The 26,704-nt window shown below is 63.0% G+C and carries 21 protein-coding genes; 11 read left to right on the top strand and 10 right to left on the bottom strand.

All coding sequences use genetic code 11. The features are described from left to right. Positions 1-45: 45 nt before the first annotated feature. The 8 genes from A8B82_RS02250 to A8B82_RS02215 all read right to left on the bottom strand — a co-directional run bounded on the left by A8B82_RS02250 (position 46) and on the right by A8B82_RS02215 (position 9,143). A complete protein-coding gene (locus A8B82_RS02250; RefSeq protein WP_067287754.1) occupies positions 46-723 on the bottom strand; it encodes an orotate phosphoribosyltransferase in 678 nt (225 codons plus the stop codon). Positions 724-775: 52 nt separating this feature from the next. Then, the gene (gene pyrC, locus A8B82_RS02245) at positions 776-1,807 is read right to left on the bottom strand and encodes a dihydroorotase (RefSeq protein ID WP_067287752.1); all 1,032 of its coding nucleotides are present in this window, start codon (positions 1,805-1,807) and stop codon (positions 776-778) included. Between the two features lie 247 nt (positions 1,808-2,054). After that, positions 2,055-2,987 carry a phosphoadenosine phosphosulfate reductase gene (locus A8B82_RS02240; RefSeq protein ID WP_067287750.1) on the bottom strand — a complete coding sequence of 311 codons (933 nt, stop codon included), beginning with the start codon at positions 2,985-2,987 and terminating at the stop codon, positions 2,055-2,057. Between the two features lie 370 nt (positions 2,988-3,357). After that, a complete protein-coding gene (locus A8B82_RS02235; RefSeq protein ID WP_067287748.1) occupies positions 3,358-4,407 on the bottom strand; it encodes a glycosyltransferase family 2 protein in 1,050 nt (349 codons plus the stop codon). After that, positions 4,408-5,118, bottom strand: coding sequence for an FkbM family methyltransferase (locus A8B82_RS02230; protein WP_067287747.1), 711 nt, complete (start codon positions 5,116-5,118; stop codon positions 4,408-4,410). A gap of 3 nt (positions 5,119-5,121) precedes the next feature. Further along, positions 5,122-7,476: a glycosyltransferase family 2 protein gene (locus A8B82_RS02225; protein ID WP_067287745.1), complete on the bottom strand. Its 2,355-nt coding sequence runs from the start codon at positions 7,474-7,476 to the stop codon at positions 5,122-5,124. Beyond that, positions 7,477-8,112: a sulfotransferase gene (locus A8B82_RS02220; protein ID WP_067287743.1), complete on the bottom strand. Its 636-nt coding sequence runs from the start codon at positions 8,110-8,112 to the stop codon at positions 7,477-7,479. Then, the gene (locus tag A8B82_RS02215) at positions 8,109-9,143 is read right to left on the bottom strand and encodes a glycosyltransferase family 2 protein (protein ID WP_067287741.1); all 1,035 of its coding nucleotides are present in this window, start codon (positions 9,141-9,143) and stop codon (positions 8,109-8,111) included. Before A8B82_RS02215 ends, A8B82_RS02220 begins: the two co-directional genes overlap by 4 nt. Before the next feature lie 232 nt (positions 9,144-9,375). Between A8B82_RS02215 and A8B82_RS02210 the strand changes: the two genes are divergently transcribed. Beyond that, the gene (locus A8B82_RS02210; RefSeq protein ID WP_067287740.1) at positions 9,376-10,284 is read left to right on the top strand and encodes an AAA family ATPase; all 909 of its coding nucleotides are present in this window, start codon (positions 9,376-9,378) and stop codon (positions 10,282-10,284) included. 63 nt (positions 10,285-10,347) lie between these two features. Next, a complete protein-coding gene (locus A8B82_RS02205) occupies positions 10,348-11,625 on the top strand; it encodes a vWA domain-containing protein (RefSeq protein WP_067287738.1) in 1,278 nt (425 codons plus the stop codon). 222 nt (positions 11,626-11,847) lie between these two features. Here the strand turns inward: A8B82_RS02205 and purL are convergent, their stop codons facing one another. Beyond that, on the bottom strand, positions 11,848-14,007 hold the full coding sequence (purL, locus tag A8B82_RS02200) for a phosphoribosylformylglycinamidine synthase subunit PurL (protein WP_067287736.1): 2,160 nt from the start codon (positions 14,005-14,007) through the stop codon (positions 11,848-11,850). Between the two features lie 313 nt (positions 14,008-14,320). Then, positions 14,321-15,226 (bottom strand): LysR family transcriptional regulator, encoded by a 906-nt coding sequence (locus tag A8B82_RS02195; protein ID WP_067287734.1) that lies wholly within the window; start codon positions 15,224-15,226, stop codon positions 14,321-14,323. A gap of 165 nt (positions 15,227-15,391) precedes the next feature. Between A8B82_RS02195 and A8B82_RS02190 the strand changes: the two genes are divergently transcribed. The 9 genes from A8B82_RS02190 (at position 15,392) to A8B82_RS02150 (ending at position 26,216) form a co-directional block, all read left to right on the top strand. Continuing rightward, a complete protein-coding gene (locus A8B82_RS02190) occupies positions 15,392-18,805 on the top strand; it encodes an indolepyruvate ferredoxin oxidoreductase family protein (RefSeq protein WP_067287733.1) in 3,414 nt (1,137 codons plus the stop codon). 467 nt (positions 18,806-19,272) lie between these two features. Then, positions 19,273-20,082 (top strand): glutamate racemase, encoded by an 810-nt coding sequence (locus tag A8B82_RS02185; protein WP_067287731.1) that lies wholly within the window; start codon positions 19,273-19,275, stop codon positions 20,080-20,082. A 38-nt stretch (positions 20,083-20,120) separates the two neighbouring features. Next, positions 20,121-21,149, top strand: a complete 1,029-nt coding sequence (gene argC, locus A8B82_RS02180) for an N-acetyl-gamma-glutamyl-phosphate reductase (RefSeq protein ID WP_067287729.1) — start codon at positions 20,121-20,123, stop codon at positions 21,147-21,149. Positions 21,150-21,164: 15 nt separating this feature from the next. Next, complete coding sequence (gene ccmE / locus A8B82_RS02175) at positions 21,165-21,608, top strand: cytochrome c maturation protein CcmE (RefSeq protein WP_067287728.1); 444 nt, start codon at positions 21,165-21,167, stop codon at positions 21,606-21,608. Positions 21,609-21,687: 79 nt separating this feature from the next. Further along, complete coding sequence (locus A8B82_RS02170; protein WP_067287726.1) at positions 21,688-22,299, top strand: holin-associated N-acetylmuramidase; 612 nt, start codon at positions 21,688-21,690, stop codon at positions 22,297-22,299. After that, the gene (locus tag A8B82_RS02165; protein WP_067287724.1) at positions 22,290-22,862 is read left to right on the top strand and encodes a holin family protein; all 573 of its coding nucleotides are present in this window, start codon (positions 22,290-22,292) and stop codon (positions 22,860-22,862) included. Before A8B82_RS02170 ends, A8B82_RS02165 begins: the two co-directional genes overlap by 10 nt. Positions 22,863-22,947: 85 nt before the next feature. Continuing rightward, entirely contained in the window at positions 22,948-24,915 is a 1,968-nt protein-coding gene (locus tag A8B82_RS02160) for a heme lyase CcmF/NrfE family subunit (RefSeq protein ID WP_067287909.1), read from the top strand. Next, positions 24,912-25,364, top strand: a complete 453-nt coding sequence (locus tag A8B82_RS02155) for a cytochrome c-type biogenesis protein (RefSeq protein ID WP_067287723.1) — start codon at positions 24,912-24,914, stop codon at positions 25,362-25,364. Before A8B82_RS02160 ends, A8B82_RS02155 begins: the two co-directional genes overlap by 4 nt. A gap of 75 nt (positions 25,365-25,439) precedes the next feature. After that, positions 25,440-26,216 (top strand): enoyl-CoA hydratase-related protein, encoded by a 777-nt coding sequence (locus A8B82_RS02150; RefSeq protein ID WP_067287721.1) that lies wholly within the window; start codon positions 25,440-25,442, stop codon positions 26,214-26,216. The last annotated feature ends 488 nt before the right edge of the window (positions 26,217-26,704 follow it).

Raw genomic sequence — 26,704 nt, 5'->3', positions numbered from 1 at the left:
TTGCCCGGTAAGGGGGGCTCGGGTCAAGATGAGGTAGCGGAATCCTCAGGATTTATGGGAATCCTGCCATGCCTTTGGCGCGTTGAGGAAGTTTTCCACCTCTTGAAGGGTGCCCGTGTCAAATGCGTTTTGCGCCTTTGCCTCGGCCAGCACATCCCACCAGGTGCAGAGCGCATGCAGGGTAACGCCATGATCGCCCAATGTCTTTTCAGTCTGCGGAAAGATGCCGTAGTAGAAGATCACTGCCGTGTGGCCGCAACTGGCCCCGGTGTCGCGAATCGCATCCACGAAGCTGAGCTTGGATCCGCCGTCGGTGGTCAGATCCTCGACCAGAAGCACCCGCTGGCCCTCACTCATGTCGCCCTCGATCCGCGCATTGCGCCCGTAGCCTTTTGGCTTTTTTCGCACATAGGTCATGGGCAGGCCCATGCGTTCGGCGACCAATGCGGCAAAGGGGATGCCTGCCGTCTCGCCGCCCGCGATGTTGTCAAAAGCCTCGAAGCCCGCGTTGCGCATCACGGTCACGGTCAGGAAATCCATCAGCGTGGCGCGGATGCGGGGGTATGAGATCAGCTTGCGGCAGTCGATATAGGTCGGGCTGGGCAGGCCGGAGGCCAGGATAAACGGCTCTGCGGCGTTGAAATGGACCGCCTTGATCTCAAGCAGCATCCGGGCGGTGAGGCGGGCCATTTCCTGTGGCGAGGGATAGCTGGTTGGGATCATCGGGAGCGTCCTTTGCTGGCGGTGCTTTGGTGTATTTTTGGGAACAATGAAATCAGGCGGTCCAGTGCAATGGCATGGCCGGGTCGAAAACCGTAACCGGGCCATCGGGCGTGTCGATATGGCCGGGATGCTCTGGCGTTTCGCGCACCAGGGTCAGGGTGTCCTCGTTCACCGGCAGGCCATAGAAGGCCGGGCCGTTGCGGGAGGCAAAGGCCTCCAGCCGGTCAAGGGCGGCGTCCTGTTCAAAGACTTCGGCGAGGATTGACATGGTGTTGGGGGCGGTGAAACAGCCCGCACAGCCGCAGGGCAGCAGCTTGTTGGCATCCGTGTGCGGCGCGCTGTCGGTGCCCAGAAAGAACCGTGCATCGCCGCTGGTCGCGGCGCGGCGCAGGGCCAGGCGGTGCTGTTCGCGTTTGGCGACCGGCAGGCAGTAGTAATGCGGCTTGATGCCCCCGGCGAGGATATGGTTGCGGTTGATCACCAGGTGATGAGTCGTGATCGTTGCCGCGAGGTTCCGGCCTGCGGTCATCACATAATCCACCGCGTCCGAGGTGGTGATATGTTCCATCACCACGCGCAGCTCCGGGTGGGTCTTGCGGATCGGGTCCAGCACGCGGTCGATGAACACCGCCTCGCGGTCAAAGATGTCGATGGCGGGATCGGTGACTTCGCCATGGGTGCAAAGCGGCAGGCCGATCTGGGCCATCTTTTCCAGGACGCTCGCCACGCGGGAAAAGTCGGAGACGCCGCTGGCGGAATTGGTGGTGGCCCCGGCGGGATAGAGTTTGACCGCGTGAATCAGCCCCTCGGCATGGGCTTTTGCCACGTCTTCCGGGTCGGTGTCTTCGGTCAGGTAAAGGGTCATGAGGGGGGTGAAATCAGCCCCCTCGGGCAGGGCCGCAAGAATGCGGTCGCGGTAGGCTTCGGCATCGGCCCCGGTCACGACCGGCGGCACCAGGTTGGGCATGATGATGGCGCGGGCGAAATGCTGCGCGGTATGGGGCAGGACGGCGCGCAGCATGGCACCATCGCGCAGGTGCAGGTGCCAGTCATCGGGGCGGCGGATTGTCAGCGTCTGTGTCATGGCCTCGCGCTAGCACAATGGTGGCGGGGGGACCAGTATCCTTTGCGCGGTTGTGGCGTGGAAGGTGGCTGGTGGCGCGGCGGTGATGGGGCCGGGCTTGCTGCCAAGACATGTCAAAAATGACATGTCATCATTTGCAGGAATGCAGGAATGCAGGAATGCAGGAATGAGGGAATGCGGGGCTGGCAGGTGATGCGCGTAGGGGGCAGGCCGCAGCGCAATGGGGCCGGGCCGGTGCGGGATCAGATCACCCTTCGCCGCGCGCCTTTTCCAGCTGTGCCAACCGGTTCACAAAGCGCCGCCCGCCGATGCGCTCGGCGACATTGCGGCACAGCATTTCCATCAGCCCGTCGCGGTCGTCATAGTCCAGCGCATTCAGCAGATTGCGCAGATAGGGGCGGTAATCGCGCCGCGCACGATAGGCGGTGGCAAAACTGGCCGCATCAAGGCTGCCGTCGGCCGCCGCGCCAAGCAGGGGCACCCATTGTTCCATTTCCAGCAGATCGGTCTGCAGCGCATCGCCCATGAACCGCATCCGCAGTTTGGTCACATTGGGCCGGGTGAACAGCGCCGCATGCATCGCATCCAGCGCCTCGCGCGGGTCATAGAGCACATAGGCGTGGTCGGCGGCATCCAGCATGTCGGGGGCATAGCCATAGCGGGAGGTGAAATCCTGCATCCGCATGTCGGTGAACCGCGGGTCCCATTCGGTGACGCGCGGATCCAGCGTGGCCTGCGGCTGGATCGCCAGCACACGGGCGCCGGGTGAGGCGACGGAATAGGCCGCAGCCGCATAGCCGCAGGGCCCCGCACCGTAAAACAGCACGGTCTCGAATTCGTCAAAGAAACCATCGTCGATCAGCCGGTCAAAATAGCCATGCACCGCCTTGTCGCGAAACCATGTATCCCCGTCGCTGGCAAGACACAGGTGGGACCAGTTGCGGGCCTCGACCATTTCCCAGCCCAGCGGCTGCGCCCTGTCCGACAGCGCATGCATGCCCTGAATGGTTTCAAAGCTGACCAGAAGGGTTGGTTCGCGTTCGATAAAGGCGGCAAAGTGGCGTTTGCCGAGCGGTTCGAAATAGCCGTCCTCCTCACACAGTTCAGCCACCGCCGCGAGCCAGTCCCGTTTGGACAGGCCAGCCAGCGAAGACTGTAGGGTAAGGGGTTCGTCAGCCATTGCTGCATCCTCAAGCCGGGTTTCATACGTCTTTGGCGCATGATTATGCAGGCAATACCCCGAAATTGAGGCAAAAATTGGGAGAATTTTCGCGCAATTGCGGCTAGGGCCTGTGGACGTTCATCTTCCGCCACCCGCGCGAGTCGGATTTTGCCGCTGGCGCCCTGATGTGAGCGCAGCAATGTGATCATTGGAAGCGAACATCCGGGATGGCAGAGGCAAAATCCGCCGCGCCCCGCAGGGGTTTCGCCAAAATTGCCCATTTCTGCGTTAAGAGAGCTTGAAATAACTGGCTATTCCGGCGCTCTCTTGCCTGGAACTGAGCAATTTTGGACTGAAACGGGTGGTGGAAGATGAACGTCCACAGGCCCTAACTGCCCTTCGCCTGCCGTGCCAGATTGGCGTGATGCACGAGGAAGCGGGCGGCCTGAACCGGCAGCGGCTGTGTCGGCTGTGCCATCATCAGCCTGCCAAAGAGGGCGCGGAAGGGCTCAAGGCGCAGCAATGCCTCGAACCGCTGCTTGCGCCAGGTGACGGCCGCGTCATGCAGCGCTGTCAGGGTGGGATCGGCGCGCAATTCGTTCAGCACGGCATCGCGCCGGGGAAAGATCGCCTGAATGCTGCTGTCTTCGTCGGTGTTGAAGTTCCGTTCGACAAAGTAATCCAGCCCCAGCAGGTGATCGGAATGTACCGCGCGGCCCCGGTCGGCCTTGAGCACATAGGATTCCAGCGCGCCCAGCGGATAATGGTTGAGCTGCGCCAGACCGTAATTGTCCTGGCCGAAATTGGAAAAGATGCGTTTGGTCCTGAACTGGTCGGGCAGGGGGCGGCCATGGCCATCGAACCAGCGGGCTTGCTCCAGCCGCGCGGGGTCGGGCGCGCGGGGGCGGTGGACGCCCGGTTTGCCGTAGGTGCCGTCATTGCGGTAAAGCGTCTTGAACATCGCCGCCCGCCAAGGCCAGTGCAGCACGGCAGGGGCGCAGCGGGTAAAGGTCTCTGTCACCGGGGTGTCCTGATAGCGAACCTGACCGGAGGTGCCGAACAGACGCCATGTCAGCGTGATCGCCGTGGCCTCCGGCAGGGCGGTGTGCAGGGCGGTGAGCGTATGATCGCCAGTGTGGATGTTCACAAATTCATCCACGTCCAGCGGCAACAGCCAGTCGGCCTGGGCAATCTCGTCCCGTTTCGCCGCCGCCTTCAGCGCGGTGAACTGGATGCCGCCCTTGTCATAGGGGCCGTCATTGCGCAGATGGGTCAGCCAGCCCAGCGTCGCCAGATGATCCAGCATGTCATCGGTGCCATCCTCGCAGTCGTTTGAAAACACGACAAAATGGTCAAAGCCCACCGCGCGGTGATGGGCCAGCCACTCCAGCAGGAACGCGCCCTCGTTGCGGACGCATAAAAGGGCCGTGTGGGTCACTTACCACTCCGTGCGAAAACACACGACCTTGCCCTGCGAGCCGCGGTGGTAATAGGCGAGGCCCGCCTCCATGAAGGCGCGGAAGATCTTGTTGATCCCCTCGGGGCCGATCCATTGGGGATGGGTTTCCAGGATCGCCGCGCGCAGGCCTGACAGGTCCATCTGCGGGATCAGGTCCGCCTCGGCCCCTTCGATGTCGCAGATCAGCACATTGGGTTTGATGTCCTTCATCACCGTGTTCATGTTCAGCACATCGACCTTGGTGGCAGGCGGGTCCACTTCACCCTCCAGCACCTGCAGGGACGACCCCAGCAGCGCGTCGCGGACATAGAAATCGACGCTGCCCTTGCGGGGCCCCAGAATGGCATTGGTCACTGAGGCGTTCTCGACCCCATTGGCCGCATGAACCGTCTGGATATAGGGGATCAGGTGCGGATTGGCCTCGAAGGAATGGACCGAGGCGATCTTGCGTTTGGTGGCGACCAGTGTGGACATATAGCCGATACCGGCCCCCAGTTCCATCACCACGTCGCCCTCGCGCACCACCCGCAGGGCGGCCTCGGTCTCCTTGGCTTCGTACTGGTTGGTGCGCAACAGCTTGCGCACGCGGCCCTGGATGATGTCGGGATGTTTGGGAAACCGCATGCCGCGCGACATCACGAATTGTGCATTCACCTTGCGTTTGGGCGCATCGACTGTGTTACCGTCCATGTCTCAACTCTCCATATCAAGCGAAAGCGCATAGGCCACCCGCTCCGTTTCGTTCAGTTTGACCTCCAGCGCCTGGCTGTAAAGGTCGCGGAATTCCGGCATGCCATGCAACTCGCGCGCCTTGGCCTTGTGCCATTCAAAGCCCGCCTCATGGGCGGCACGCAGGGTGTCATCCTGCATCAGCCGGTCAAATTCGGCGCGCACGCGGGGGATGTTGCGCTTGATGGTGATGTCGCGGAAATCGGACCAGTCCATGCGGATCCAGTAGTTGATCCCGATCGACCGATCCACATGCAGCGCCCGGCCACGCTGGCGCTTGATGAGAAAAGATTCGGCTGAGCGCAGGGCATAATGGTTGAGTTGCAGCAGGTCATAGCCCACGTTCTTTTTCGACGATCGCCAGCCGTTATGGGCGGCGTCGCGGGTCATGTCGCGGCCCGATCCATTGACCCATTTCACCTTGTTCTCAAAAGGTTGTGCCAGTTTGTTCGGCCTGTGGCAGGACAGTTTCGCATAGGCCCCGATGTTACGGAACATGGTCTTGAAGCCCCAGACCGTATGCGGCTTGGGGCAGTATTTCGGCGCGCAGCTGTCGAACTGGTCGATCACAAAGGCATCGCGCAGTTCTCTCACGCCGTTATGGCCGAACAGCCGCCAGGTCATCGCGACATTGGTGGCATCGGGCACAGCGGCAAAGAAGTCGTCGAGCGTGCCGTTCCCGGTGCGCACGTTCATGAATTCATCAACGTCGATGTGAATGATCCACTCTGCATTTTCGATCACAGGTTCCTTCATCGCCTGGTTCAACGCGTATTGCTGCGGCGAATTGCCTTTCCAGTTGTCGTTGTTGCGGTGTTGGATCACGCCCATCTCCTGCAACCGGCCCAGCACCGCATCGGTGCCGTCGCTGCAATCATTGGTATAGATCAGAAAGTTATCGACCCCGATGGCGCGGTGGTAGGCGATCCATTCCACGATATAGGGCGCTTCGTTCTTCATGCAGCCGACGATCACATTGCCGGTTGAGCCGGGTTTCAGCACCCGTGCCGGGGCGGGGGTATAGGCCGCGCCCAACTCCTCCTCGTTCACCGCACCAAGATTGTTGTGGGGCCGGAATTGGGTCGAGAGCACCATCTGGTGGTTGACCTTCACCCGGTTCAGCAGCCGCGTGTTGGCATCCTGTTCGGCGTCGTCCTTACTGTCCGCAGGCAGCAGGTCGTCGAATTTCTCCGCCGCTTCCTCCACCGCTTGCGCTTCGGCCAGCTTGCTGGCGATCGGCGTGGCGTTCTTGTTGATGCCAAAGGCAAAGGCGGCAAGGTACTGGGTTGCGCGGAACCCCAGGGTGGGGTCCGCTTCCTGCCAGTCGGGGGCAGGCGCATCCGGCGTCAGTGCCGGTTTGAGGTCGGGAAAGCGTTTGACCAGTGCCGCATTGGCAGACGTGAAGTGTTTGGAGATGGCATGCAGGCTGCCCGGCTCGACCACCGGCCCGGCAACGCGCACGGCGGCGCGCATCTGCTGGCAGAAATCACGCGCTATGATGATCTGCCGGGCCTGCGCATAGCGTGCCAGCCCTTCGTTCATCTGCCTGATCCGGGTGAGGGAGGCCGCGGCCTCCTGTTGCGGGATGCGGTCCGGCTGGACCTTGCCAAGCGATTTGACCCCCAGCACGGTTTCCAGTTCCGCCGTCCCCTTTTCGGAACAGAGGGCTTCAAGGTCCAGCGGGCGCAACGTGACCCGGCCCTTGCCGAACGCCTTTTCCCATGCCGCCAGCAGCGCCTTGTAATCCAGCCAGAAAGGCGGGCACTGCACATCGTTGAACTGCGCCAGATAGCTGTCGTTTTCACCCCTGAGCGCCAGCGCCCCTTTCCACCAGTCCTTATGCCCGGCCAGCGCCAGTTCCTCCCCCAGATCGCGCCGCCGCCCCTCCAGCACCGCAAGGTTGTAATGCTGGGTCAGCGCGCGCGCCTGTTCGTCCAGATGCGCCACGATCTCGATCCGGTTGAAATGGGGCGACAACAAATCATGCAACCGCGCCAGTTCGGCGGGCTCGGACAGCAGGCTGCCCAGTTGTGCGGCGGCCAGCACCACATGGTTGCCCTTCATCTCGGGCAGGTCCTTGGCCAGCAGGGCCTGAAATTCCGCCGTCAGGGTCTGCTGCACCAGCGGATTGTCCAGCCCCCGTTTGTGGCGCAGCGCACTGATTTCCTCAGCCTCGGCACAGGCCGCGTAAAGCCGCACATGGTTCCAGTCAGGGGCGATGACGCCCTGCTTGGCCAGCGGCCCTTCCTTTTCCTTGAACAGCCCGCGCAGACGCATCGCGGCTTTCTCGGACGGGCCGATGAACAGGGTCAGACGCATCTATCCGGCCTCCCGCGTCTGGGGCTTGCCGATGTTGCTCTGGCCCCACCAGGGCAGGTCAAGGCCCAGGTACTGGCCGATCTTCTCTGGCGATTCGCTGTCTTCGATGTCGTATTCCATGAAATTATCGGCCCCTGCAAAGACACGGCGGCAAAAGGCGTAATGCCCCGCCATCCAGCGCGCCAATTCGTCCTCCGTACTGCCGAAACCGCGCGGCAGGCCGGGGATATCGGCCTGCGGCAACCTCCGTTTGCCCAGATTGTTCCAGCGCATCATGGAGTTGGCTGATTTCGCCGGGTCGCGGGTGGTCAGGATGAACCGCACACCGGGATGATGTGCGGCAATGGCACTGATCAGCCCCCAGTCAGTCTGCGGCCAAAGCGAGCGATCCTGCCGCACGGCGGACATTTCGTTGATCACGTCGAATTCATCCAGCCGCGCCAGCGGATCGCCACTGGCAAAGTAATCCTCGTAGATCACCTTGCCCAGATGCTGGCGGGGGATGTCGCTGCGGCTGCTCTGGCCGGGGCGTATTTTCCAGTCGGCCACGGTCAGCCCCGCCTGGCGCAGCGCATCCGTCAGCGTGGTGGTGCCGGTTTTCGGCAGGGCGAGGTTGACGACACGCAAACGGCTCAAAGCAGGTCCCCCGGCGCGAGCCCGATTTCGTCGCGCAGCGCGGCTTCGGCGGCGGCATAGGGGGGGGCGGCGCGCAATTGGGCCTGCATCTCGCGGTAGCTGTCCTGCGCCAGCAGGGCATCGCGTTTCTCGCGGTGCAGGCGCACGGCTTCGGCATGCAGATCGCCGACACCGTCCAGCGCCATCAATTGGTCCATTTCGGTCCGCAGTGCCGCTTCGTAGCGCAGGATGCTGTCGTCGAACCAGGCACCGTCGTTGCGTTCGCGCCAATAGGCATCGTCAAAGGCGCGGTGTTCGCGATTCACATCGCCCCGGTCGTTCTTGACCAGATAACTGTCGAGCGAGCGCAGGGCATAATGGTTGAGCGTGGCAAACTCCCGCGCACCCCGTGCGGGGTAGGCGCGGATGCGGCGCTTGTTCAACTGCTTGCGAAACGGCGGCGGCACCGGGCGGCCTGATCCGTCGGTCCACTGCGGGCGTTCTTTTTCCTCGTCGTGAAAGGGGCGATGCGCGCCGAAATACTCCAGCGGGAAATCGCTGCGCACCAGGCTTTTCACCTCGATCGCGGTCTCGGCACACCAGATGTCGGGGTTGTGGCTGCGCAGGAACTGGCTGATCACCGGCGCATCCTCGAACGTTTCCACGCCGCCATTGGCCATGAACTGAAAGGTGACCGAAATCGCCTTGGGGTTGCCGCAGGCGGCAATCAGCGCGGGGATTGTATGGTCGCCCACATGGATGTTTAGGAATTCGTCCACATCCGCAACCCAGACCCAATCGGCCGATTTGATCAGCGGATGCCGCCGCGCGGCCTTCAGCGCCTGCATCTGGTAATTGCGGTTGGTTGCCGGGTTCGGCAGATGCACACAGATCCCATGCCCCTCAAGCCGGTCCAGCAGACGGTCTGTCGCATCGGTGCAATCGTTGGAATAGAACAGGAAATCGGTCACGCCGATGAGACGATGAAAGGCGATCCATTCCAGCAGGAAGGGCCCTTCGTTCTTGACGCAGGTGACTGCCGTGATGCGCATGGCCTCAGCCGCCGACCATGATCGGGGTATCTGGTGTCTGTCTCATCTTCCGCCTCTGGGTTCGGTGGCAGGATGCCCCAAACCTCGTCTTTATTCGTAAATATTATGGCAGCGCGGTGGAATCGCGTCAATCTGGCGCGTATCTGCCGGGGTGCGCGTGACAAATCGGCACTTTTTGGCACCTTGACCCCGCCGGGTGCAGATGCACCTTTGTCACCAGCGGGGAGGCACCATGACAGAAATGACATCCATCGACGCGGTCCAGAAGATGCTGGATGCGCAAGGCTACGTTTGCGGGCGCGCGCTTGCCACCGTTGTGTTCCTGAGCCTCAAGCTGGGCCGGCCGCTGTTCCTTGAGGGGGAGGCGGGCGTGGGCAAGACCGAGATTGCCAAGGCGATGGCGGCAGGGCTGAACCGCCGGTTGATCCGGCTGCAATGCTACGAAGGCCTGGACGCGGCCTCGGCGGTTTATGAATGGAACTTTCCGGCCCAGATGGTGGCCATCCGCACCGCAGAGGCGACGGGCGGTGCGGACAGTGCCGCCCTGACAAAATCGCTTTTCAGCGACGAATTCCTGATCGAACGCCCGTTGCTGCAGGCGTTGCGCCCGGACGAGAACGGCGCGCCGATCCTGCTGATCGACGAGCTGGACCGCACCGATGCCCCTTTCGAGGCCTTCCTGCTGGAAGCGCTCAGCGATTTTCAGGTGACGATCCCCGAGATGGGCACAATCAAGGCCCCCGAGCCGCCGATTGTCATCCTGACCTCGAACCGCACCCGCGAAGTGCACGACGCGCTCAAGCGCCGCTGTCTCTATCATTGGGTCGATTACCCTGACTTCGACCGCGAGATGGAGATATTGGCCGCCCGTGCGCCAGAGGCCGCCGAGGCGCTGAGCCGCGAGGTGGTGGCCTTTGTCCAGCAATTGCGCACCGAGGACCTGTTCAAGAAACCCGGCGTGGCCGAAACCATCGACTGGGCGAAATGCCTGCTGGCGCTGGATGTGCTGACGCTCTCGCCTCAGGTGATCGCGGACACGCTGGGCGCGGTGCTGAAATACCAGGACGATATCGCGAAATTGCAAGGGTCCGAGGCCAAGCGGATACTGGATCAGGCGCGTGCCAGCCTGGAGCCGGCATGATCTTCTTTTTGGCAGAAAATATCTCGGGAGGTTTGGAGGGCAGCGCCCTCCATTCAGCCAGTCATGGCTGAACTGCCGCCGCTTGATCTGCCCGAGGATCCCAAGCTGGCGGGCAACATCACCCATTTCGCCCGCGCTCTGCGCCGCGCAGGCCTGCCGATTGGCCCCGGTCGCGTGATCGACGCGATCCGTGCCGTTCAGGCGGCGGGGTTTTCCGACAAGCGCGACTTCTACTGGACCCTTCACGCCTGTTTCGTGAACCGCCCCGAGCATAGGCGCGTCTTTGCCCAACTGTTCCGGCTGTATTGGCGCGATCCGCGCTACCTTGAACATATGATGGCCGCCATGTTGCCCGCGATCCGCGGCGTGCAGGAGGACCGGCCCGCCCAACCCGCCGAGAAACGCGCAGCGGAGGCCCTGCTGGACGGGGCAGAAGCGCCGCCGGGCGAGGACGCGGAAGAGCCGCGCGACGAGGAGACGCTGATCGAGGTGGATGCGAGCCTGACCATGTCCGCCTCGGAACGGCTCAAGACGCTGGATTTTGAACAGATGAGCCTGGCGGAGATGGCCGAGGCGAAAAGAATGTTGGCGCGGCTGAAGCTGCCGGTGAAACCGATCCCCTCGCGGCGCGGGATGGTGTCGCACCGGGGCCGGATCGACGCGGCCCGCACCCTGCGCGGCGCCCTGAGGCGGGGCGGGGAGATGGACAGGCTTGCCTTCAAGACGCCACGCCCGCGCTACCCCAACCTTGTGGTGCTGTGCGACATTTCCGGGTCGATGAGCCAGTATTCCCGCGTGATCCTGCATTTCCTGCATGCGGTCAGCAATGCGCGCGGGGCGGGCTGGGCGCAGGTGCATGCCTTTACCTTCGGCACCCGGCTGACCAACATCACCCGGCACCTCGCCACTCGGGATGTGGACGCCGCACTGGCCGCCGCCGGGGCGGAAGCGCAGGACTGGGAGGGCGGGACGCGCATCGGTGCCTGTCTGGAGACGTTCAACCGCGACTGGTCGCGCCGGGTTATGGGGCAGGGCGCGGTGGTGCTGTTGATCACCGATGGGCTGGACCGGGATGCGGGCGGGGACGGCGTGAAAGAAAGTGACCTTGCGCGGCAGATGCAGCGTCTGCACCTGACCGCCCGGCGGCTGATCTGGCTGAACCCGCTGCTGCGCTGGGACGGTTTCGCGCCTAAGGCGGCGGGCATCCGCGCGATGCTGCCGCATGTGGACAGTTTTCGCGCAGGCCATTCCATCGCCTCGCTGGAGGAACTGGCGGCAGTGATCTCGAAACCCGATGACGCGGGAGAGAAGGCGCGCCTGATGGGGGTGTTGGAGAATTGAGCGCCTTAAGGCGCATTACATTATTGTTTTTTGCGCTGCAGGTCTCACCAAAACCAATGGATTTCGAACCCGTCTTTGATCGCGCCCGTCATGGCAGCGCGCGCGGCGCTTCCCAAGGGAAATAGCCGTCTCCCCAAAGGGGGCCCTCGGCGATTTCCCTTGGCAATCACCCCGCGCGTTGCCGTTCCTTGCGCAAGCAAAGGCGGCTCCGAAACCAAAGGTTCAGGCGAAAGTGGCGGCGAAGGTGGTGCGGTAGGTCTCTGACAGGTCGGCCAATGGGGCGGAGACGCCGCCGAAGCTGACCTCGCTGCCGCCGAATTTGCCGACGCTGGTCACGGTCACGCCCGCGCGGGAGGCTGCGATCATCAGCGCCTCGGCCTGGTCGAAGTTGCAGGCGATCAGGTAACGGGCCTGATCCTCGCCGAAGAGGGTGGCGGTGTCGCCCGCGTCCAGGGTGACGCCGACGCCCGCCCTTTCGGCCAGCTCGAATGCCGCCAGTGCCAAACCGCCGTCGCTGAGGTCGGTGCAGGCCTTGATGTTGGCCCGGTTGGCGCGGATGAAATCGCCATTGGCTTTTTCCGCCGCCAGATCGACGGGCGGCGCGTCGCCTTCGACGCGGCCATGGACACGGGCGAGCAGGGCGGACTGGCCCAGGTGGCCTGTGGTTTCGCCCAATACCAGCGCCACATGGCCGTCGCGCACCTCGCAGCCGATGATCTCGTCCGGGTGGCCGATCAGCCCCACCGCGCCAATGGTCGGGGTGGGCAGGATGCCGGTGCCGTCGGTCTCGTTGTAGAGCGATACGTTGCCGGAGACGATCGGCATGTCGAGCGCGGTCACAGCGGCCCCGATCCCTTTGATGGCACCCACGAACTGGCCCATGATCGCGGGCTTTTCAGGATTGCCGAAGTTCATGTTGTCCGTGGTTGCCAGCGGTGTCGCGCCCACGGCGGTCAGGTTGCGGTAGGCTTCGGCGACGGCCTGCCTGCCGCCCATCTCGGGGTTGGCCATGACATAGCGCGGCGTCACGTCCGAGGTGAAGGCGATGGATTTGTCGGTGCCATGCACCCGGATGATGCCTGCGCCCAGGCCGGGCGTGCGGGCGCTGTCGCCCATGACCATCGTGTCATATTGTTCGTACACCCAGGCCTTGGAGGCGTAGTTCGGATCGGACAGCAGCGCGCGCAGCCCGTCGATGGGATCGACCCCCGGCACGTCCGTCAGCGGGGCGGCGGCGGGTGTTTCCTCCCAGGGGCGGTCGTATTCGGGCGCGGTGGAGGCCAGCTTGCTCAGCGGCAGGTCCGCCTTGACCTCTCCGTTCAGGGTGATCAGGAAACGGTCCTCGGCAATGGTTTCGCCGACGATGGCGAAGTCGAGGTCCCATTTGACGAACACGGCCCGCGCCTCGGCCTCAAGCTCGGGCTTGAGCACCATCAGCATGCGTTCCTGGGATTCCGACAGCATCATTTCATAGGCGGTCATGTTCTCTTCGCGCTGGGGGACGGCTTCGAGGTTCAGCCGCACGCCCAGCCCGCCCTTGTCACCCATCTCCACTGCCGAACAGGTCAGGCCCGCGGCCCCCATGTCCTGGATCGAGATCACGGCACCGGTGGCCATCAGCTCAAGTGTCGCCTCCATCAGGCGCTTTTCGGTAAAGGGGTCGCCGACCTGCACGGTGGGGCGCTTTTCCTCGATGGTGTCGTCGAATTCGGCAGAGGCCATGGTGGCACCGCCAACGCCGTCGCGGCCGGTCTTGGCACCCAGATAGACCACTGGCATCCCGACGCCCGAGGCGGCAGAGTAGAAAATCTTGTCCGCATCCGCGAGGCCCGCGGCAAAGGCGTTGACCAGGCAGTTGCCGTCATAGGCCGCGTCAAAGCGGACCTCGCCGCCCACGGTGGGCACGCCAAAGCAATTGCCGTAACCGCCGACCCCTGCCACCACACCATGCACAAGCTGGCGCGTTTTGGGGTGGTCGGGGCGGCCAAAGCTGAGGCTGTTCATCGCGGCGATGGGCCGCGCGCCCATGGTGAAGACATCACGCAGGATGCCGCCCACGCCTGTCGCCGCCCCCTGATAGGGTTCGATGTAGGAGGGGTGGTTGTGGCTTTCCATCTTGAAAACCAGCGCCTGACCGTCGCCGATATCGACCACGCCCGCGTTCTCGCCCGGACCGCAGATCACCTGGGGGCCGGTGGTGGGCAGGGTGCGCAGCCATTTCTTGGACGACTTGTAGGAACAATGTTCGTTCCACATGGCCGAGAAGATGCCCATTTCCGTATAATTCGGTGCCCGCCCCAGGATCGCATTCACCTCGGCGAATTCCTCGGGCGTGAACCCGTGCGCTTTGATGATTTCCGGTGTGATCTCAGGTTCGGTCATGTGCAGGTATCCCCGATGGCGTTCATGGGCCTGTCTTAATTGAAGCGCAGGTAGGGGAAAAGGGCAAAGCGGCGCTTGGGGTCCTGACCGGGAACTGCCGCGGATCTGTCACCGGCGGCAGGTCGTGACGGTGCGAAAAAAAAGGCCGAGCATAAAGCTCGGCCCAAGTCCAACAGGGAGGTATGAAGCGATGCGCTGGGAACTGGTTCGAAGCGCTTCAATCTTCATAACGCTGAATTAGGTAGCAGCGTGCCTTGGATCAAGTCAGTTTTTCGATTTATATGGCATGCCGGGTATGCTCGTGACGCATAGCTTAGGCGTTTTCTTTATCCCGCAGGCGTTTACGGTAAGTGATGATCTCATCCTGAACGAAATCCCGGAAGGCGGCGATGCGTTTTGATTGCCGCAGTTCCTCCGGATAGGCGAGGAAAACCGGGACATCCGCCGACTCGATATCCGGCAGGATCTGCACAAGGTCGGGGAAATCCTGCGTCAGGTAGTCGGGCAACACCCCGATTCCCAGATCATGCAGCACACCCTGAAGCACGCCAAAGTAATTGTTTACCGTCAGCAGGGACCGCACGTCGTTCAGCATAAGCTGCTGGACAAGGTTCTGACCGGCGGCCACCTGTGCGCTGTCGGTGTTCTGGCAGATCAACCGATGGTCGGACATGTCCTCAAGCCGGGTGGGCGTGCCGTTCGCCTTCAGGTAGGCGGGGGTCGCGTAAAGGCACATGCGGATCATCATCAGCTTCTTGCGGATCAGGTCCGCCTGGCTGGGTTCCTTCATGCGGATGGCGACATCGGCCTCGCGCATCGGCAGGTCGAGCACGCGTTCCTCCAGCATCAGATCGACGGAGAGGTCGGGATATTTCTCATAGAGCTTTGGCAGGCGCGGTGCGAGCCAGAGCGTGCCGAACCCGGTTGTGGTGGTCACGCGCAACTGGCCAAAGACCTCTTCCTCGCTGTCGCGGATGCGTGCGGTGGCGGCATCGACCCGTTTGGTCATCGACCGCGTTGCATCGAACAGCAATTCGCCCTGTTCTGTCAGGATCAATCCGCGCGCGTGGCGGTGGAACAGATTGGTGTTCAGCTGTTCTTCCAGCCCCCGGATCTGGCGGCTGACAGCGGATTGCGACAGGTTCAGCTTGTCGCCCGCATGGGTGAGAGACCCGGCATCCGCCACGGCATGAAAAATTCTGAGTTTGTCCCAATCCATGATCAGCGCTTTCTTTGGCTTTGCCTGTCTCTACCCTAAATAGATACAAGATAAAGGCACACAGTGGGAATATTGCTGGGGATACGTCAAAAACCCGCTATACAGGTCAGCATCAATGACCTATATATCCCGTATCACGCGAGACCGACGTTCGGGGAGGACGCCATGACGACGCAGAAGATCTCACTCAATGATCGTTTCGACCTTGATAAGAGCCCTGTGCTGCTGAACGGCACGCAGGCGCTGGTGCGGATGACGCTGATGCAATCGGCGCGCGACAAGGCGGCGGGGCTGAACACGGCGGGCTATGTCACCGGCTATCGCGGCAGCCCGTTGGGGGCCGTTGATCTTCAGATGGCGCGGGCGGAAAAAGTGCTGACCGAACATCAGGTCCGCTTTGAGCCGGGTCTGAACGAGGATCTGGCAGCAACCGCGCTTTGGGGCAGCCAGCAGGCCGAACTGCGTGGGGAAGGCCGATACGACGGCGTTTTCGGGCTCTGGTACGGCAAGGGGCCGGGCGTGGACCGGTCGGGCGACGTGATGCGCCATGCCAACATGGCGGGCAGCAGCAAGCATGGCGGCGTGCTGATGGCGATGGGTGACGACCATACCGGTGAATCCTCCACCGTGCTGCACCAGTCCGAATGGGCGATGGTGGATGCCTATATGCCTGTGGTCTCGCCCGCAGGTGTGCAGGAAATTCTGGATTACGGCATCTATGGCTGGGCGCTGAGCCGTTTTTCCGGCCTTTGGGTCGGCCTGAAGACGATGAAGGACACGGTGGAGGCGACATCGGTCGTCAACGGCGATCCGCATCGCATGCAACTGGTGGTGCCGGACATCGACTTGCCACAGGGCGGGCTGAACATCCGTCTGCAGGACACGCCGCACCTGCAGGAGGCGCGGATGATCGACCACAAGCGATTTGCTGCAGAGGCGTTTTCGCACGCCAACAAGATGGACAAACGTCTGTGGGGCAAGCGCGGGGCCAAGATCGGCTTTGTTGCGGCGGGCAAGAACTGGCTCGATCTGATCCACGCGATGAGCCTGCTCAACATCGACCAGAATGAGGCGGAGCGGCTGGGCATTACCCTTTACAAGGTGGGGCAGACCTTTCCGCTGGACATGCATGGCTTCCATGACTGGGCAGAGGGGCTGGACCTGGTTGTGGTGGTCGAGGAGAAGCGCAAGCTGATCGAGATCCAGATCAAGGAGGCGCTGTTCAACGACACCCACCGCCGCGTTTATGGCTGGCACAAATCCGGTGCCGGGATGGAGCACGGCGAAGAGCTGTTCCCGACGCGCGGCGCATTGGACCCGATCTGGATCGCGGAAAAACTGGGCGGCATCCTTCTGGAAGAGGGCCGCGACACCGATGGTATCCGCGCCGGCATGCAATCGCTGGACGATGCGCGCCGTGCCGACAACGCCGAGGATATCGCGGCGCGCACCCCCTATTTCTGTTCAGGCTGTCCGCACAACACTTCGACCAAACTCCCCGAAGGCGCGCGTGCCTATGCGGGGATCGGCTGTCACTACATGGTGCAGTGGATGGACCGCGAAACCACCGGTTTCACCCATATGGGCGGCGAAGGGGCGAACTGGATCGGCGAAGCGCCCTTTTCCAACCGCAAGCACGTTTTCCAGAATCTCGGTGACGGCACCTATAACCACTCCGGTGTGCTGGCGATCCGCGCTGCAATCGCGGCGAAAACCAACATCACCTACAAGATCCTCTATAACGACGCGGTTGCCATGACCGGCGGCCAGCACAACGAGGGCGATCTGGACGCGCCCCGCATCGTGGCTGAACTGCGTGCCATGGGGGTCAAGGACCTGGCTGTCGTCTATGACGAGAAGGAAGACGTGGATTTTGCCGCCTTCAAGGGTGTCGCGGTGCATGAACGCGCCGAGCTGATGAATGTGCAAAAGAAGTTCGAACAGATCGAAGGCGTGTCGGCCATCGTCTATATCCAGACCTGCGCCGCCGAGAAACGCCGCCGCCGCAAGCGGGGGCTGTTCCCCGACCCGGACAAGCGGGTATTCATCAATACGGATGTCTGCGAGGGTTGCGGCGATTGCGGTGTGCAGTCGAACTGCGTCTCCATCGTGCCGCAGGACACGGAACTGGGCCGCAAGCGTGCGATCGACCAGTCGTCCTGCAACAAGGATTTCTCCTGCGTCAAAGGGTTCTGCCCGTCTTTCGTGACGCTGGAAGGGGCCAAGATGCGCAAGGACCCGACCACAGAGATCGACATTCCCGATCTGCCTGCTCCGGTTCTGCCCGCGATCAAGGGCACCCATAACGTGGTGGTTACCGGGGTTGGCGGCACCGGGGTTGTGACCATCGGCGCGGTTCTGGCGCAGGCAGCGCAGCTGGATGGCAAGGGTGCCGGCATGATGGAGATGGCGGGCCTGGCCCAGAAGGGCGGCGCAGTCCACATCCATTGCCGCATCGCGGAACGACCCGAGGACATCAGCGCCATCCGTGTCGCCACCGGCGAGGCGGATGCGCTGATCGGGGGGGACCTTGTGGTGTCCGCCGGGCATATGACGCTGGGGCTGACGCGGGGCGGGCGCACCGGCGCGGTGGTGAATTCGCACCAGATCATCACCGGCGATTTCACCCGCGATACCGAATTCCAGATGCCCTATGACCGGCTGACCCTCGCGCTGGAAGCGCGGCTGAAAGAGGATGTGGCGCTGTTCGACGCCTCGGACCTTGCCAAGGCGGCGCTGGGCGACAGCATCTATTCCAACATGATGGTCTTTGGCGGGGCCTGGCAGAAGGGGCTGATCCCGCTGAGCCTGCAAAGCATCGAGGACGCCATCCGCCTGAACGGTGCAGCGGTTGACCGCAACCTGCGCGCCTTTGAGATCGGGCGCTGGGCGGTGCTGTACCCCGAGGAAGCCGCCGCCGTGATGCAGCCCAAGGTCGTGTCGCTGCCCAAGTCGCTGGAAGACAGGATCGCCTACCGCAAGGAGCATCTGACCGGCTATCAGGGCAAGGGGCTGGCCAAACGCTATGGCAAGTTGCTGGACCGGATCAGCGATCCGAAAGTGAAGGAAGCGGTGGCACTGGGGTATCACAAGCTGTTGTCCTACAAGGACGAATACGAGGTTGCCCGCCTGTTGCTGCGCAGCCGCGAACAGGCCGCAGCCGAGTTTGACGGTGATTTCAAGATGACCTTCCACATGGCCCCGCCGATCATCTCCAGACAGGGGCCGGACGGCCGCCCGGTGAAGCGCGAATTCGGCGCATGGCTGGAAACCCCGCTGCGTGTCATGGCGCGGATGAAACGCCTGCGCGGCACGCCACTGGATGTTTTCGGCTATAGCCAAGAGCGCAAGATGGAGCGCGCGCTGATCAAGCAGTTTGAAGGGGATATGGCCGATGTGCTACCAATGCTGACGGACCAGACCCGTGATGCGATTGTAGCCTTGGCCGAACTGCCGCTGCAAATCCGGGGTTTCGGCCCGGTCAAGCAGGCGAATGAAGCGAAAGCCGCGAAGCGACGCGAGGAACTGCTGGCGGTGATCCGGTCAGGCGGGGCCGAAACCGCGAAGGCGGCGGAGTAGGCCCTGTTCTCAGGACCCACCATTCCTACGTGTTCAGTTTGACAGATCATATCACCAATGTCCCCAGAGCACGCAGCCGGGCACCGGAGTTTTCAAAAACTCCGGTCCAAACTTTTCGAAAAGTTTGGCGCGCAAATCCTGACCGCGCGGGTGCTGGTGGCAGGTGGTAAGGCTTCCGGGCCTACAGCCCCCCGCTCCTGGATAGGCTGTAGCGTGGCACGGCAGCCGGGCAGCGGAGTTTTCAAAAACTCCGGGCCAAACTTTTCGAAAAGTTTGGGCGCGCTGTCCGCTCGGTTGCAGGTGCTGGGTTGCATGGCTCCCGGGCAGACAGCCTCCTGCCGCACGGTGACGCTAAAGCGATGATGGATTTCCTCCGCAAAGCGACATATGAGTTGCCCGCGAACCCGGTTCATGCGCATGAATCAGGGTATGAATTCAAAGAAAGGCATCGCGCCTGAAGGGACGACATGGCGGTTGGTATTTTTGACAGTGGGCTGGGCGGTCTGACCGTCTGGCAGGCGGTGCAGGCGCGTTTGCCCGAGGTGGATTTCGCCTATATCGCCGACAGCGCCCATGCGCCCTATGGCGTGCGGACCTCTGACGACATCTACAACCTGACCACGGCCGCGGTGCAGCGGCTGTTCGATGCCGGCTGTGATCTGGTGGTTCTGGCCTGCAACACGGCTTCTGCCGCAGCGCTGCGGCGGATGCAGGAATCATGGGTGCCCACGAACAAGCGGGTGCTGGGGGTCTTTGTCCCGATGATCGAGGCGCTGACCGAACGGCAGTGGGGCGACAACTCCCCGCCGCGTGAGGTGGCGCTGAACCATGTCGCATTGTTTGCCACCCCCGCGACCGTCGCCAGCCGCGCCTTTCAGCGCGAATTGTCGTTCCGCGCCATCGGCGTGGACGTGGAGGCGCAGGCCTGCGGCGGTGTGGTCGATGCCATCGAAGAGGGCGATTTCATCCTGGCAGAAGCGCTGGTGCGCAGCCATGTGGACGCGTTGAAGCGCAAGATGCCGCATCCGCAGGCGGCTATACTGGGCTGTACCCATTATCCGCTGATGCAGGATGCCTTTCAGGCCGCGCTGGGCGCCGATGTGCAGGTGTTCAGCCAGGCCACTCTGGTCGCTGAAAGCCTGGCCGATTACCTGACCCGGCATCCCGGCATGCTGGGCACCGGCGACAGCGCCTTTCTGACAACGGGCGATCCCAAACAGGTGAGTTCCCGCGCGACCCAGTTCCTGCGACGACCGATCACCTTTACCGCCGCCTGAACCCCCGATATTCCATCCCCTGCAAGAGGGACCACGACATGACCCATAACATCGCCATTCTTGGCGCATCCGGTTATACCGGCGCAGAACTGATCCGGCTGATCGCCGGTCATTCCTCCATGAAAATCAAGGCTTTGGGTGCAAACTCAAAGGCCGGGCAAAGCATGGCAGAGGTGTTTCCGCATCTGCGCCACCTTGATCTGCCCAGGCTGGTGACCATCGAGGAGATTGATTTCTCGCAGATCGACCTGTGTTTCTGCGCCCTGCCGCACAAGACCTCGCAAGAGGTGATTGCGGCACTGCCCAAAGACCTCAGGATCGTCGACCTGTCCGCCGATTTCCGGCTGCGCGACCCGGCGGCCTACAAGAAATGGTACGGCAACGATCATGCCGCGCTGGCGCAGCAGGAGGAGGCGGTTTACGGCCTGACCGAATTCTACCGCAAGGAGATCGCCGCCGCGCGGCTGGTGGCGGGCACGGGGTGCAACGCGGCCACCGGGCAGTTTGCCCTGCGCCCGCTGATCGAGGCGGGTGTGATCGACCTGGATGAGATCATCCTGGATCTGAAATGCGCGGTGTCGGGCGCGGGCCGGGCGCTGAAGGAAAACCTGCTGCATGCGGAATTGTCCGAAGGCTATCACGCCTATGCGGTGGGCGGGACGCACCGGCACCTGGGCGAGTTCGATCAGGAATTCTCGGCGCTTGCGGGACGGCCCGTCAAGGTGCAGTTCACGCCGCACCTGATCCCGGCGAACCGGGGCATCCTGGCCACATGCTACGTTAAGGGTGACGCGCAAGCCATTCATGATGCACTGAAAAGCGCATATGAGGTCGAGCCGTTCATCGAGGTTCTGCCATTGGGTGAAGCCCCCAGCACACGGCACATTCGCGGGTCGAACTTCTGCCATATCGGGGTGGTTGCGGACCGGATCGAAGGGCGCACCATCGTTGTCGCGGCATTGGACAACCTGACCAAGGGATCAAGCGGTCAGGCATTGCAGAATGCCAACCTGATGTTAGGTATTGAAGAGACCGAGGGGCTGATGATGGCACCCCTGTTCCCGTGAGGCCGTGTTAAGCCGATGAAAAGCCTGAAAAAGCAACGCCGTATTCAAGTGATTGCCGTGGCGGTGGTGGCGCTGGTCGCCGCCACCGCGCTCATTGGCTATGCAATGCGCGACGGCATCAACTTTTTCCGCGCGCCGTCTCAGGTCATGGCGGAGCCGCCCGCGCCGACCGAGGTGTTCCGCATCGGCGGGCTGGTCGAAGAGGGCAGCCTTGTCCGCGGCGACGGCGAGGTCGTGCGGTTCAGCGTGACCGATGGCGGGGCCACAGTGCCGGTGACCTTCGGCGGCGTCCTGCCGGATCTCTTTGAAGAGAACCAGGGCATGGTCGGCACGGGCCGCTACATCAACGGTGTCTTTGAAGCGACTGAAATTCTTGCAAAACACGATGAAACCTACATGCCAAAAGAGGTCGTGGACGCGCTCAAGGCGCAGGGTGTCTATCAGGAGCCCGAAGGCTGAGCAACGCGCGCTGCCGTCAAATCCGTTAACCATTCTCTGAGCAGTCTTTGCCCCGATCATTGGGCAAGGAGCAGCAGCAATGCAGACGGTCAGGCAGATCGCCGATGCCATCGTGGCGCGGGAAGGCGGATTCGTGAACGACCCGGACGATCCGGGCGGGGCCACAAACTTTGGCGTGACCATCCATACGATGCGGCGGCTGGGGCTGGACCTGACCGGGGACGGGCAGGTCGATGTCGGCGACGTGCGCAGCCTGACCCGCGCGCAGGCCGTCGATATCTTTATCCGGCATTATTTCGAAAGACCGCTGATCGGGGAATTGCCAGGCATCCTGCAACCCAGCGTCTTTGACATGTATGTCAACGCGGGGGCCAATGCGGTGAAGATCCTGCAACGGCTGCTGCGCGACATGGGCTATGACGTGGTGGTGGACGGGGCGCTGGGGCCGCAAAGCATCGGCGCGGTACGCGGCGCGATGCGACGGGGTGCCGACGCCTTTGTCGATGCCTATGGGATCGCGCGGCGGAACTATTATTTCCGACTGGCCGACCGCCGACCGGCCAGCCGCAAGTATGCGCGCAACCGGGCGGGCGGCAAGGGTGGCTGGATCATCCGGGCAGAGGAATTCATCTCGCCGCAATACCACCTCAGCAAGGCGGCATTTCAGCAAAGGGTTTCGGTATGGGGATGATCGCGCGGATCTTCGGGCTGGTTTTTGGCGGCGAACGCAATGTGGTGCGCGAAACGGTGGAAGTGTTTCGCGAGAACGCCGAAGCGGGGGCGGTGCGGGCGGCGGCGGCGCAGGGGCAGGCGATGTCGCAATATGGCGCGGAATTCGCAGTGGCGCGGCAGGGTGGCTTTGACCGCTTCATGGATGGGCTGAACCGCCTGCCGCGCCCGGCGCTGGCGCTGGGGACAATGGGGCTGTTCATCTCGGCCATGGTCAACCCGCTGTGGTTTTCCGAACGGATGCAGGGCATCGCGCTGGTGCCGGAGCCGCTGTGGTGGTTGCTGGGGGTGATCGTGTCGTTCTATTTTGGCGCGCGCCATCAGGTCAAAGCCCAGCAGTTCCAGCGCGAGATCGCAGGCAGTATCACAAGGGTGCCGCAGGTGCTGGAGAACATCAGCGCCATCAGGGCCCTGCGCAGCGACAGCCCGCGCGCGGCAGAGACAGGCAATGACGCAGGCCTCTCGCTCGCCGTGATCGCGCCCGACAGCAACCCGGCACTGGAGGCCTGGAAACGCGCGGCCTGATAGCAGAACAAGCTGCGACGCTTTGATGCGCCGGGCATGACAGAATCCCGTGGCGGGGGGCCTGGCATCGCCCTATAATCGGGGCATGATCACAGAACTTGGACATTTCGCGCTGATCCTCGCCTTTGCGGTGGCGATCGTTCAGATGATCGTGCCCCTGATCGGGGCGCACAAACGCTGGCCCGGCTGGATGGCGGTGGCCGAACCGGCGGCGGGCGCGCAGTTTGCCCTGACGGCGCTGAGTTTCGGCGCGCTGATGTGGGGTTTCGTCAATTCCGATTTCTCGCTGCGGCTGGTGGTGCAAAACAGCCATTCGGCGAAACCGATGCTTTACAAGATCAGCGGCACCTGGGGAAATCACGAGGGCTCCATGCTGCTCTGGGTGCTGATCCTGACGCTGTTCGGGGCGATGGCGGCCTGGTTCGGCGGCAACCTGCCGCCCAGCCTGCGGGCGCGGGTGTTGGCGGTGCAATCGGCCATCGCGGTGGCGTTTTTCGCTTTTATCATCTTCACCTCCAACCCGTTCCTGCGGCTGGAAACGCCGCCCTTTGACGGGCGCGACCTGAACCCGTTGTTGCAGGACCCCGGTTTGGCCTTTCATCCGCCGTTCCTTTATCTTGGCTATGTGGGCCTCAGCATGGCGTTCAGCTTTGCCGTGGCGGCGCTGATCGAGGGGCGGGTGGATGCCGCTTGGGGGCGCTGGGTCCGGCCCTGGACTCTGGCGGCCTGGATATTCCTGACCATCGGCATCGCGCTGGGATCCTGGTGGGCCTATTACGAGCTGGGCTGGGGCGGTTTCTGGTTCTGGGACCCGGTGGAGAACGCCTCCTTCATGCCATGGCTGCTGGCGGCGGCGCTGCTGCATTCGGCCATCGTGGTGGAGAAACGCGAAAGCCTGAAAAGCTGGACCATCCTGCTGGCGATCCTCGCCTTCGGCTTTTCGCTGATCGGCACGTTCATCGTGCGGTCGGGGCTGCTGACGAGCGTTCATGCCTTTGCCAATGATCCCGAGCGTGGGGTGTTCATTCTGGGCATCATGGCATTTTTCATGGGCGGCGCGCTGATCCTGTTTACCCTGCGGGCTGGCACGATGGAGGCCAAGGGCGTCTTTGGCCTGGTCAGTCGCGAATCCGCATTGGTGGTGAACAACCTGCTGCTGGCGGTGGCCTGTTTCGTGGTCTTTGTCGGCACCATGTGGCCGCTGCTGGCCGAGATGTTCTTTGACCGCAAGCTCAGCGTCGGGCCGCCGTTCTTCAACGCGGCCTTCACCCCCTTTATGGTGCTGTTGGGCCTGGTCCTGCCGGTGGGGTCGGTGCTGCCGTGGAAACGCGCGCGGATCAGGCGCGCGTTGCGGCCGCTGCGCTATGCCTTTGTGCTGGCGCTGGCGGTGGGCGGGCTGGCCTGGGCGATGCAGTCGGGGCGCAGCCTGCTGGGGCCGATGGGCCTGTTCCTGGGGGCCTGGCTGATCATGGGGGTCATCGTGGAACTGGCGCAGCGCAGCGGGCGCGGCGCGGGCCGCTGGGCGCGGCTGCGCCGTCTGCCGCGTGCGGACTGGGGCAAGGCCGTGGCCCATGCCGGTCTGGGCGTGACGATGGCGGGCATCGCCGGGCTGACCGCCTGGACGGTGGATGACATCCGCGTCGCCCAGCTCGGCCAGCCCTGGGATGTGGGCGGCTATACGCTGACCCTGAACGAGGTGAACGAGGTCCGGGGCCCGAACTATCAGTCGACGCAGGCCGAAGTGACCCTTTCCAGGGATGGCAGCGTCATCTCGCAACTCTCGCCTGAAAAGCGGTTCTATCCCGTGGCCCGTATGCCCACGACCGAGGCGGCCATCGACTACAACCTCGCGCGGGACGTCTATGTCGTGATCGGGGACGCGCAGGACAATGGCGGCTGGACCGTGCGGGTCTATATCAAGCCGCTGACAAACTGGATCTGGATCGGCTGCGGGTTGATGGCCTTGGGCGGGCTTTTGAGCCTGAGCGACCGGCGCTTCCGCGTGGCGGCAGGGGCGCGCAAGTCACGTGCCACGCCGGTGCCTGTGGCATGAAACGGCTTGTCCTGATCCTGATGCTGCTGGCCTCGCCGCTGGTCGCCGTGCAGCCCGATGAGATGCTGGATGATCCGGCCCTTGAGACGCGGGCGCGGGAACTGTCCAAGGGGCTGCGCTGCCTGGTCTGCCGCAACGAAAGCATTGACGAGAGCAACGCGAGCCTTGCGCGCGACCTGCGCATCCTGCTGCGCGACCGACTGCTGGCAGGGGACACGGACGCCGAGGCGGTCGATTTCATCGTGCGGCGCTATGGCGAATACGTGCTGCTGCGGCCCGATGTGACCGGGGCGAACTGGCTGCTCTGGGGCGCGGGGCCGCTGATGCTGCTGATCGCGGGCGGCGTCGGGTTTGTCTACCTGCGCGGCCGGTCGCGCGCCGTTCAGCCCGGAGAGACCCCGCTGAGCGCCGAAGAACAGGCGCGGCTGCGCGAGATTCTCAAGGACTGACGTGCGGTTTTGCTGGTCCGCGTGACCTGCTTTGGTATCAAGGGGCAAAGGCCTCAAGCGAAGGATACCTCAGACATGGAATATCAGACGATCACCTATGATGTGGCAGACGACATTGCCACGATCACGCTGAACCGTGCGGACAAGATGAACGCACTGACCACGCAGATGCGCGCCGAGATTGCCCATGCAGCGACCCAGGGCGGCAAGGAAGCGCGGGTGGTGGTGATCACCGGGGCGGGCAGGGCGTTCTGCTCCGGCCAGGATCTGGGCGATCGGGCCACTGCGGCCTCTGTCGATCTGGAACGCACCCTGCGCGACGAATATGCGCCGATGCTGCGCGCCATCGTGAACTGCCCGGTGCCGACCATCGCCGCTGTGAACGGACCGGCGGCGGGAGCAGGGGCAAACCTCGCGCTGGCCTGTGACGTGGTTTTCGCGACCGAAAGCGCGTATTTCATGCAGGCCTTCACCCGGATCGGCCTGATCCCCGATGCGGGCGGCACCTATGTGATGCCGCGCACCATGGGCACGGCCAAGGCCATGGGGGCGGCGCTTTTTGCGGACAAGATCAGCGCTCGGCAGGCCGATGACTGGGGCCTGATCTGGGAAGCGGTTGCGGATGCGGATTTTGCCGCCCATTGGCAGGCCCGCGCGGCGCAACTGGCGCAGGGGCCGACAGCCGCCTATGCCGGGGTCAAACAGGTGATCCGCGGCACATGGGAAAATTCCTATGAAGATCAGCTGGCGCAGGAGGCCCAGACCCAGGGCCAATGCGGCGCATCACGCGACTTCAAGGAAGGCGTGCTGGCCTTTACCGAAAAACGCAAGGCGACCTTCGAGGGGCGATGAATGTCGGCCCCGGTGGCCCGGTTCGGGCTCCGGGGCTTTTGCAGCTTTTCGCATCAGCCTTGAGACACCCCTGATCTGAAATCCGTGACTTCGGGCAGTTGCTGGTGGTTGCACATATCGACGGCCTTGGGCATCGACTTTCATCAGAACGGGGCAGTCAAAACCGACATCCTCAGCCCGCATGAGCCACATTGAAAGTGGATATTCAGACTGGCCAGATCGGGAGTCTGCTGTGCGGGACATTGCTGCCGTTTGCTGCGAAACGTCAAGCCGCGCATCGACGGGCCGTGGTTCGGCGATCCGACCTCAGTGACTGGCACTTAATGGCAGCCAAGCACATCCTACCTGTCTGTCAGGCAAAACAGCAACCAAATCGCCGTGCCAGGGGACGGCCCGTCATGTCGGAGACATGCCTCTGGCATGATGCGCGGCGGCCTGCGGCCTTGATTCCGCGCGAGGGTAGAGGAAAGGGCTCTTTCCTGACCTTC

The sequence above is a fragment of the Sulfitobacter sp. EhC04 genome (genome assembly GCF_001650875.1).
GTDB lineage: Bacteria > Pseudomonadota > Alphaproteobacteria > Rhodobacterales > Rhodobacteraceae > Sulfitobacter.
This window is presented reverse-complemented; position numbering and strand designations above follow the sequence as displayed.